At 66.1% G+C, this 10,212-nt stretch carries 8 protein-coding genes; 2 read left to right on the top strand and 6 right to left on the bottom strand.

Annotated features, from left to right (window positions below):
• From ACK4JY_RS14715 to ACK4JY_RS14690, 6 genes are all read right to left on the bottom strand, one after another.
• On the bottom strand, window positions 1–1,159 hold a 1,159-nt coding region (locus ACK4JY_RS14715), incomplete at its 3' end, for a class I SAM-dependent methyltransferase (protein WP_409606857.1).
• Between the two features lie 92 nt (window positions 1,160–1,251).
• Window positions 1,252–2,748: a SulP family inorganic anion transporter gene (locus ACK4JY_RS14710; protein ID WP_409606856.1), complete on the bottom strand. Its 1,497-nt coding sequence runs from the start codon at window positions 2,746–2,748 to the stop codon at window positions 1,252–1,254.
• Window positions 2,749–2,963: 215 nt separating this feature from the next.
• Window positions 2,964–3,167, bottom strand: coding sequence for a hypothetical protein (locus tag ACK4JY_RS14705; RefSeq protein WP_409606855.1), 204 nt, complete (start codon window positions 3,165–3,167; stop codon window positions 2,964–2,966).
• A gap of 17 nt (window positions 3,168–3,184) precedes the next feature.
• Complete coding sequence (locus ACK4JY_RS14700) at window positions 3,185–3,814, bottom strand: methyltransferase domain-containing protein (RefSeq protein ID WP_409606854.1); 630 nt, start codon at window positions 3,812–3,814, stop codon at window positions 3,185–3,187.
• A gap of 297 nt (window positions 3,815–4,111) precedes the next feature.
• Complete coding sequence (locus tag ACK4JY_RS14695) at window positions 4,112–6,625, bottom strand: membrane-bound PQQ-dependent dehydrogenase, glucose/quinate/shikimate family (protein WP_409606853.1); 2,514 nt, start codon at window positions 6,623–6,625, stop codon at window positions 4,112–4,114.
• 255 nt (window positions 6,626–6,880) lie between these two features.
• A complete protein-coding gene (locus ACK4JY_RS14690) occupies window positions 6,881–8,488 on the bottom strand; it encodes an FMN-binding glutamate synthase family protein (RefSeq protein ID WP_409606852.1) in 1,608 nt (535 codons plus the stop codon).
• A 119-nt stretch (window positions 8,489–8,607) separates the two neighbouring features.
• Here ACK4JY_RS14690 and ACK4JY_RS14685 point away from each other — a divergent pair, with 119 nt between their 5' ends.
• Both ACK4JY_RS14685 and ACK4JY_RS14680 read left to right on the top strand, forming a co-directional pair.
• Window positions 8,608–8,934, top strand: coding sequence for a DMT family transporter (locus ACK4JY_RS14685; RefSeq protein ID WP_409606851.1), 327 nt, complete (start codon window positions 8,608–8,610; stop codon window positions 8,932–8,934).
• Window positions 8,935–9,043: 109 nt separating this feature from the next.
• Window positions 9,044–10,045, top strand: a complete 1,002-nt coding sequence (locus ACK4JY_RS14680) for a class 1 fructose-bisphosphatase (protein WP_409606850.1) — start codon at window positions 9,044–9,046, stop codon at window positions 10,043–10,045.
• Window positions 10,046–10,212 lie beyond the last annotated feature (167 nt).

The raw sequence follows: 10,212 nt of genomic DNA, 5'->3' as shown, positions 1-10,212 counted from the left end.
TGATATAGTCACGGGTCAGCGGGACCGTGTCCACGCGCTTGGCCAACTGGATCTGGAAATTCATATGGCCCTGGTGGCGGAACGACATCTCGCTGGCGGCGAGGTAGAACTCCCACATCCGGCAGAAACGTTCGTCATAGAGCGCCGCGACGGCCTCGCGTTGGGACTGGAAACGATCGTTCCAGTCTTTCAGGGTCTCGGCGTAGTGAAGCCGCAGGATTTCGATGTCGGTGACCCAAAGACCGGCCTTTTCGATCGCCGGCAGGACCTCGGACAGGGACGGGATATAGCCGCCCGGGAAGATGTACTTCTCGATCCACGGGTTATTGACGCTCGGCCCGTCCTTGCGGCCGATCGAATGGATCAGGGCCACGCCGTCGTCGTTCAACATCCGGGCGATGGTCGCGAAAAACTCGTCGTAGTGGGTCAAGCCGACGTGCTCGAACATGCCCACGGAGACGATGCGGTCGAACCGCTCGGTGACGTCGCGATAATCCTGCAGCCGGAACTGCGTGCCGGGAACAGCGCGTTCCCCGGCGACGGCCAGCTGTTCCGGCGACAGGGTGACGCCCGTGACCTTGACCGGCGCGGTCTCGGCGATCTGGCGAGCCATCCCGCCCCAGCCGCAGCCGATGTCCAGGACCGTCTGGCCCGGTTCGAGCAGCATTTTGGCGATGATATGGGTCTTTTTGGCGCGTTGCGCCGCCTCGAGCGACATGCCTGGCCGCGCATAATAGGCGCAGCTGTATTGAAGGTCCGCGTCCAGGAACAGTTCATATAGCTCCCGCGACAGGTCGTAGTGGTGGGCGACGTTGGCCCTGGCGGCCTTGCGGCTGTTTTTCCGGTGCAGTTTCCGGATGACGCCGAGGCCCAGCGCGGCGATGCGTTCCTGGACGTAGGCGTGGGACTCGGGATTGAGGAAGATGATCTCGAGCAGGTCGCGGACGCTTCCCTCCTCGAGGGCCAGGGACCCGTCCATATAGCATTCGCCAACCGCAAGCTCGGGATCGGCGGCGATGCGGCTGGCGGCGTCGGGCGTAAGGCGGATCGTCGCCCGGGGACCGACGCCGTCGCCGAAGGCGACAGGGGCGTCGTTGGCCGACAACCCGTGGACGGTCAGGTTCCCCCGGGCGATCACCCGGCCGAGCAACTGGCTCACAGCCCACCCCACCGTTCCGGCGGCGACGCCTGCTCTTGCCTCTTGCATATTATTTCTCCTTCAAAGCGATGCTTGTCGTCCGTGCCGGGATTTCAGTGGCCCATCAGGCTGTCCATGGCGCCGGGCTTGTCGTGCATGGCGAACTTGTCGACCATGGTCCGGCTGGCCTCGTTGAGGCCGTCGACCTCGACCACGGTGCCTTCGCGGCGGAATTTCAGGATGACCTTGTCGAGCGCCGAGATGGCCGACACGTCCCAGAAGTGGGCCCGGGAAACGTCGATCCGAACGTGGTCGATCGCTTCCTTGAAGTCGAAGGCGCCCACGAAGCCGTCCGCCGAGGCGAAGAAGATCTGACCCAGCACCGTGTACTCGCGGCTGCGGCCATCCTCGGCCGCGGTCGACTGGACCGCCACGATCCGCGCGACCTTCTGGGCGAAGAAGATGCCCGACAGCAGCACGCCGGTGAAAACGCCCTTGGCCAGGTCGTGGGTGAAAACAGTCACCACGACCGTCGCCAGCATGACGAAGCTGGAGCTCTTCGGGTGCTGGACCAGGTTCTTGACCGAGCCCCAGTTGAAGGTGCCGATCGCGACCATGAACATCACCGCCACCAGGGCGGCCATCGGGATCTGGGCCACCCACTCGCCCAGAACGAGGATCATGAACAGCAGGAACAGCCCCGCCAGCAGGGTCGACATGCGTCCCCGACCCCCGGATTTGATGTTGATCACCGACTGGCCGATCATGGCGCAGGCCGCCATGCCGCCGAAGAAGCCGGAGGCGATGTTGGCCACGCCCTGTCCTTTACACTCGCGGTTCTTGTCGGACGGGGTGTCGGTCAGCTCGTCGACGATGGTCGCGGTCATCAGCGACTCGAGCAGACCCACCATCATCAGCGTCAGCGAATAGGGGAAGATGATCATCAGGGTTTCGAGGTTCAGCGGGATGTCCGGGATCAGGAACATCGGCAGGGTCGCGGGAAGCTGGCCCATGTCGCCGACGTTCCGAACATCCAGTCCCATCACCATCGACAGGGCCGTCAGGACCACGATGGCGACGAGGGGCGACGGGATCGCCTTGGTCAGGCGCGGCAGGATGTAGATGATCGCCAGGCCGCCGGCGACCATGGCGTAGGTCTCCCAGCCGACATTGGTCAGCTCCGGCAACTGGGCGAGGAAGATCAGGATCGCCAGGGCGTTGACGAAGCCGGTCACCACCGATTTCGAGACGAACCGCATCAGGGCGCCGAGCCGGATATAGCCGGCGATGATCTGCAGGATGCCGGTCAGGATCGTGGCCGCCAGCAGATACTGGAGGCCGTGCTCGCGCACGAGTGTGATCATCAACAGCGCCATCGCGCCAGTCGCCGCCGAAATCATGCCGGGACGTCCGCCCGCGAAAGCGATAACGACGCACACCACAAACGACGCATATAGCCCCACAGCAGGATCGACGCCGGCGATGATCGAAAAGGCGATGGCTTCGGGAATCAGCGCCAGCGCGACGACGATGCCGGCGAGCGAGTCACCTTTGAGGTTTCCAAACCAGTTCTGGCGGACGGTGGCCAGGTCGATGGCTGGCAGGTTCATGCATATGTCTCCCGCGCGCAGAGCGCGACGCGCCGCCGCGATCCTGCGGGGCTTCCAACGATGTAAACTTGTGGTGCGTGCAGCGGTGCGCTTGAAGCGTTTGAAACACCGCGATTAGACTGGGCCCGGGGGCCAGCAGCACACGCGCGGCCCCCATAACCCCCTCGCCCGATCTTCGCAAGTGCGAAGTAAGCGGCGTTATTCCGGCTCGTTCTCTAGCCGTGGGCGCGCCGCGCCTGTTCGGCCAGAAACACCGCCTGGCCCTGCGCTGTCAGAACGCCCTGGGGCGTGGTCCAGCCCGCCTGTCTGGCCCGCGCCGTCGAGCGACGACTCAGAACCGGATAGAAGCCTTTCTCTCCGGCCGCCAGGGCCGCGAGGGTTCTAAAGGCGTGGTCGTCCAGCTTGTCTTCGAGTTTCAACTCTTTTCTCTCCAGTCTCATGCGGTGAACGCCGCCAGCTGCGTCGGGGCTCCGTAGGTGGGGTGTTCCCAGCCGACGCCCTCGAAATCGACCCGGTAGCCGGAACGCGCCGCAACGCCCGACGCCCATCGCTGGAACCGCGCCCGACCCCATTCAAATCGGTGGTCCCAGTGCCGTCGCCGGCCTTGCGGAACCCCGAGATAGTCATTGGCGTCGGCATTCGGCGTGGTGATGATAACTTGGGGCGGCCGCCATGCGCGGAAGACGGCGATCTCGAGTTTCGACAATTCGTCCGGCTGGATGTGTTCGATCACCTCAAGCAGCACCGCCGAATCCAGCGGCCCGAGCTGAAGGCGACCATCCATCAGCGAACCCTGGACGGTCTCCACCACGAGCTGATCGTCGCCCTCAAAACGCGCCCGGATCGCTTCGAGCGGCGGTGCATCAAGGTCGACCGCCACGGCCTCGGTCACGGCCGTCCGATCAGCCAGGCGGTCGAGCAGCGCGCCGCGTCCGCATCCGAGATCGGCGATGCGGCGTGCGCCGCTGAGCGCGAGGTGGCGGAGCACCGCCTCAAGCCGCGCCTCGTGGAGCGACGTGGGGGCCGAGGGTGACTTCTCGGGCCCAATCCGGACAAGGTTGGTCATGTCGCTCTCCGACACGACGGACGCAGCCGCTGCTGAGCGGGCGCCGGCGGCGACAACGCATCCCGACCGCTGACGGTCGTCACGCCGCGCGAGCCTGGCTCACGTCTGGCGTGGTGATGGGTGGTCACCCCAGATTGTTGGGGAAGACGACGTGCGTCGTCGCCGCATATATAAGTCGACCTCGGCGCTTCGCCAAGACGGGCAGTTGGCCGAAGAAGGCGGGCTGGCCCACGGCGCGACGACCTCCGCAGGCGTCCCGGCGACGGATGGCGGTGGGGACGGGCTCCGCCCCGGCGTTCATTCGGGCAGGGCGTAAACCCTCAGATAGTCGCCCGGCGTGGTCTCGAACCGGGCGTGGCCGGTAGCTGTAACGGCGACGTACTGCCGGCCCTGATGCTCATAGGTCATCGGACCGGCCTGGGCTCCGGCGGGCAGGCGGGCTTCCCACAGAAGACGGCCTGTGGAGGTCTCGAACGCCCGCAGAAAATCATCCTGGGCCGCGCCGATGAACGTCAGGCCGCCCGCCGTCACCAGAGGTCCGCCGAGGTTGGGCGTACCCGTGGCGATCTTGAGGAAGGTGGGAATGCCCAGCGGTCCGGAGTCAAAGCCGGTGCCCAGGGGTCTGGACCAGACGACCTTGCCGGTGTCGATGCTGGTCGCGGAGATATAGCCCCACGGCGGGGCGATGCAGGGCACCTTGAGCGCCGACCACCAGATCGGCCGGGTCACGCCATAGGGCGTGCCCGAGTGAGGGGCGACCGTCTGGTCGGGCCGGGCCCCGCCCGAACCGACGGCCTTGTCGTCGACCTCTTCCCGCGGATGCAGGACGACGAGGTTTGGCAGACGGGAGTTGTTGGCGATGATCAGACGCCGCTGCGGGTCATAGCCGAGTCCGCCCCAGTTCATGCCGCCGACCGTCCCGGGGAACAACAGCATGCCAGCCTCATTCTCCGTCGGAGGGGTGAACATGCCTTCATAGCGCTGGCGGTGGAAACTGATCCGGCACAGGGCGGCGTCTATGGGGGTCAGTCCGAAAGCATGTCGCGCGTCGATGCGCTCGGGATTGCGACCCGGCACGCCGCCGATGTTGGGGAAGAAGACGGATTGGGGCTGGGTCGGCGCCACCCGGTCGCCCGGAGGCGCTCCCTGCGGCGCGGGGCGCTGTTCGATCGGCCGAAGGGTTTCACCCGTGCCGGCGTCCAGCAGGAACATGTTGCCGGTCTTGCTGGCCTGCATCACGGCCCGGCGCAGCGCGCCGTCGATCATGACGTCGACGAGCATGGGCTGAGCGCCAAGGTCATAGTCCCACAGGTCGTGGGTGACGGTGCTGTAAACCCAGCGCGTGGCCCCGGTCTGCAGGTCGACGGCGACCACGGCGTCCGTAAAGCGGTCTTCTTCAGCCGTCCGGTTCCCGCCCCACTGGTCGGCCGCGGCGTTGCCGGTGGCGAGGAAGGCCAAACCCAGCGCTTCATCCGCGGATATGATGTTCCAGACGTTGGGCGTGCCGCGAGGATAGATCTCCCCCGGCGCAAGCGCGGCCTGCGCATCCGGGCGCAGCGCATCCCAGGCCCAGCGCAGTTCGCCAGTGCGCGCGTCATAGGCCCGGACCACGCCGGACGGCGCATCCCGTCTCTGATTGTCGCTGACCTGCTGGCCGAGGATCAGCAGTCCGCCCGCCACGGTCGCCCCCGAGGTATTGGAGGCGAAGCCCTTTTCGCGCAGGCCCATGCCGGCGGTCATGTCGACCACGCCGTCCTGACCGAACTCGCGGCACGGGAAGCCGCCGACCGCATCCAGGGCGATAAGGCGTCCATCGGCCGTGGCGACGAAGATTCGGCGGTGGCACTGGCTTCCGCCACGGGGCACCGGGCCGATCGCTCCGGGGACCGCCGGCATCCTGGAGATCGCATTCGGCTGTCCGGCGGGGGCGCCGTCGTCGTGATAGGCGACCGCGCGGCAGGCCGCGGTGAACAGGGATTCCATGGTGCTGGCGGGGACCCGCGGATCGTGGCTCCAGCGCACCTCACCAGTCCCCGGGTCGAGGGCGAAAACCTTGCTGGTCGGGGTGCAGGTGTAGAGAAAGTCGCCGACCTTGATCGGCGTGTTCTGGGACGAATAGAAGACCCGGCCCTCGCTCGGGTTCAGGTCCCCGCTCTGGAAGGTCCAGGCTTCCTCCAACTCGCTCACGTTGGAGATCGAGACCTGACTGAGGGTCGAATAGCGCCGCCCGCCGTTGGTCCCGCCATAGGCCGTCCAGTCCGCGCCGGCGTCCTGGGCGCCGCCGCCGACCGGAGGGAGGCCGTTCGCCGCGAGCGCCTGTTCGCCCGGTCCCTCGGTCCGTTCCCAACTGACAAACAGGACCACCCCGAGGGCGACGAAGGTGACAGCCACCCCGGCCAGAGCCGCGCGGCGCGGCGTTGAGCGCGGGGGCGCGCGCCACATCAACCACGACAGTCCCACGCCCGCCACAAGGGCGGCGAGCAGCCCGACGCGGCCGGCCAGATCGATGCCCCATGCCGGAAGCCAACCCTTTCCGCCGATCTCTATGAGGGACCAGACCACGGTCGCGAGCAGCGTCCCCCCGAATAGCAGAAGGGCGAGACGGTCGCGGCCGCGCCAGGCCAGTCCGGCGCCCGCCATGAGAAGCAGGCCGGCGAGGAGATAGTAGAAGGACCCGCCCAAGGCGATCAGCCAACCGCCCAGCACCGTCATGATCAGTCCCAGAACGCCGGTGACGGTCGCGAGGCCAAGATAGAGCCAACGCCAGCCGTGGCGATCAGCATTCCTGGATTGTGCAGCGTCCGCCACCATGACCCTGTCTCCGTTCTGAGGATTGCCTAACCACCGCTCCCCGGTATCAGCGCTCTTTGTGTACGGAACCGTCTCCAATTGGTTGCAAGTTTTCGATCATCCGGGCTCCGGACGGCTGGGGTTGTGGCCAGTCCCGGGTGCGGACCAGAGCCCGGCGCGGGCGCGCCCTCGACTGCCTTGCTGGCGATTGATCGACGCAGCCTGGAGGCGCGGCTGCCTGCGACCGAGGATCTCAGGCGTCGCGGGACGTCGATACTAGCCCGCCACTGGCATCTGCCGCTCCCGCGGAAGGAAGCTGTCGGCATCCGCCATAGCCCACCAGCGGGCGTAGTCGTCCGGGGCTCCATCGGACAGCAGGGCGCCGGGCGCCAGGTAGCGATAGATCATGTCAGCGCTGCGCACTTCGCCGCTGCCGTGACGGACCCGCAGGTGCTCGGGGCGAAGTTGTGAGGGATGAGCCAGCCCGGCCGCCGCGACATAGTCCGCCAGAGCGCTCACCGTCTCCCTGTGAAACGACATGACGCGGGGGCCCTTTTGGCCAACCACCAGACCCGCCTCGCGCCACGGGTTCTGGGTGGCGACACCGGTGGGGCACGCGTCGGTGTGGCATTTCCGGGTCTGGACGCAGCCGAGCGCGAACATGAAGGCCCGCGCCGAGTTGCACCAGTCGGCGCCCAGCGACAGGGCCGCGGCCATGGTATGACCGTCGAAGATCTTTCCGGCGACGCCGATCCGGATCCGGTCGCGCAAATTCGCCCCGACCAGCGCGTTCACCACGAAGACGAGGCCTTCCCGCAGTGGCGTCCCGACATGGTCAGACAGTTCGCTGGGCGCCGCGCCGGTGCCGCCCTCCGCCCCGTCTATGACGATGAAGTCGGGCGTGACGCCTGTTTCAAGCATCGCCTTGACGATCGCCAGGAACTCCCAGCGATGGCCGATGCAGAGTTTGAAGCCGACTGGCTTGCCGCCGGACAGCCGTCGCAACTCCGCCAGCCATTCGAGCATCTCGCGCGGGGTCGAGAAAGCGCTGTGCCGCGCCGGCGAGTGAACGGTTTCGCCGACCGGCACGCCGCGCGCCCGGGCGATGGCGTCATTGACTTTCGAGCCCGGCAGTAGGCCGCCTTGGCCCGGCTTCGCCCCTTGGCTGAGCTTCACCTCGATCATCCTGACCTGCTCAAGCGCGGCCTTGCGCTCAAACTCGGCCGCGTCAAATCGGCCGTCCCCGGTGCGACAGCCGAAATATCCGGTGCCGATTTCCCAGACGAGATCGCCGCCGTGCCTCAGGTGGTGGTCCGAAATGCCGCCTTCGCCGGTGTCATGATAAAAGCCGCCGGCCTTGGCGCCGAGGTTGAGGGCCTCGATCGCATTCCCGCCCAGTGACCCGAAGCTGAGGGCGGAGATGTTGAGGATTGACGCGCTGTAAGGCTTCGCGCAGTCGCCGCCGATCAGGACGCGGAACCCGGCGTCTATGCCTTCATGCGGCGTGACCGAGTGGTTGATCCATTCGTGGCCCGGTTGGTTGACGTCGAGCTGGGTGCCGAAGGCGTTGACGCCGTCCTCTCCCTTGGCCCGCCGGTAGACCAGCGCCCTCTGCCGATGACTGAAGGGACGGCCCTCCGTGTCGCTGTCGAGAAGGTAAGCCCGCATGTACGGGCGAATCCATTCGAAGAACCACCGGAAGTGCGCGATCAGGGGGTAGGTTCGGCGGAGGGTGTGACGGCTCTGAACCAAATCCCAGACGCCGAGCAACATCATAGGGATCAGGATCAGAAGCGGCCATCGAACAGGTATGAGATCGAAGATGCTCAGCAGAGCGAAGCCGATGCTCGCCAGGGAAACCAGCAGCAGTGGGAGATATCGCATTCCGTCAGGCTAACACGCCATGGCCTTCGTCGCCCCTGTGCGAGCCGGGTGTCTTGATGCCGCTCCAATGAGCCTTAGTCTCTGATGTCCGGGCGCACGCCCTCCTCCCGGGCGGTACAATGGGATGGATTTTTCTTGTTCTGGCTGGGGCCGCCGAGATCGTATATGCGGCGATTATTCCGAGGACCGAGGGGTTTACGAAAGTCGGGCCCAGCGTCCTCTGCGTCTCATTCATCGCGGCAAGCATGTATCTGCTGTCGCTGGCCACGCGGACGATACCGATCGGGACAGCCTATGCCGTTTGGGTCGGAATCGGCGCGGTAGGCACCGCCATCTATGGCGTCGTGGCCCTTGGTGAAGACCGTAGTCTGCCTCGCCTGATTTGCTTCATGCTGATCATCGCCGGCATTGTCGGGCTTAAAATCCTGTCCGAAAATCCCAGATAAGGGGACATCAGTCTGAACAAGGCTGCGTTCGGTTATACCTGCGCCGTCAGCGGGCCCGAGGCGGCCAGCACAGTTTGGATAGTCCCCAAGGACCGGCGCCGGAGGCCTCTTGCCAGACCGTTCAACCCTCGACGCATACCTCGACCAGGCCCCGCATTTGCCTTCCCTGCTTCGCCATGGCCTGCTGAGCGTCGCCGAAGCCTGCCGCGACATTGATCGGCGGATTGAGACGGCGCCGCTGACCGGGCACATGGGCGCTCTCGACCAAGCCAATATCCAGGGCGAGACCCAGAAGGCGCTGGACGTCATCGCCAACGACATTTTTCTGTCCGGGTGCGGAGAATCAACCGCGTTCGCTGGGCTTGCCTCCGAGGAAATGGACCATCACTGGACGCGTGATGACCGCCAGGATGCACCCTACCTGCTGGTCTTCGATCCGCTCGACGGCTCGAGCAATATCGAGGTGTCCGCGCCGGTCGGTTCGATCTTCTCGATCCTGCCGCGATCCGAAGACGACGTCGGCGGACCGGTGCGCGAGCAAGAGTTTCTGCAGCCTGGGTCCCGGCAGGCGGCCGCGGGCTATGCGCTCTATGGAGCCCAGACACTGCTGGTCCTCGGTTGGGGATCGGGCGTGGCGGGCTTCACCCTCGACCGCGTCGAAGGCGTGTGGTGGCTCACCCATCCAGACATGCGCGTTCCCGCCCGGAGCGCGGAGTACGCCATCAACGCAGCCCATCGCCGGTACTGGGACCAGGGTGTCCGGTCCTACATCGAGGCCTGTGAAGCGGGAGCCGAGGGACCGTTGGGCGAAGATCGGAACATGCGCTGGAGCGGCGCGATGGTGGCGGACGTCCACCGTATCCTCGTACGAGGGGGCATCTTCATCTACCCGGCGGATTGCAGGCCAGGACACGCCGCCGGCAAGCTGAGGCTTCTGTACGAATGCTCGCCGGCAGGATGGCTTGTTGAGCAGGCCGGTGGACGATCGACGGATGGCCGGACAGCGATCACCGCGATCAAGCCGTCCGAACTCCACCAGCGAGTCCCCATCGCCCTGGGTTCGGCAGAGGAGGTCTCAGCCTTCGAAGCCTTTGTTGGAGGCCGGCGCTGACGGCGTTGCGCCGGCCCTTCGCCGAGGTGCGCGCCCGCTATGACGGGTGGCTGCTGAAATGCCTGAGGAGCGGCGTCTGCCTGTATTGCGGCGACCCCGCCTCGGCGCATGATGTCGAACTCCCACCGGCCTTGTTTCCCGTGCTCTATCGGCTCGCCCAGCAGCAC

It is taken from the genome of Brevundimonas sp., from assembly GCF_046295595.1.
Taxonomy (GTDB): Bacteria; Pseudomonadota; Alphaproteobacteria; order Caulobacterales; family Caulobacteraceae; genus Brevundimonas.
The sequence above is the reverse complement of the archived record's forward strand: the minus strand, read 5'-3'. Positions and strand labels throughout refer to the sequence as shown.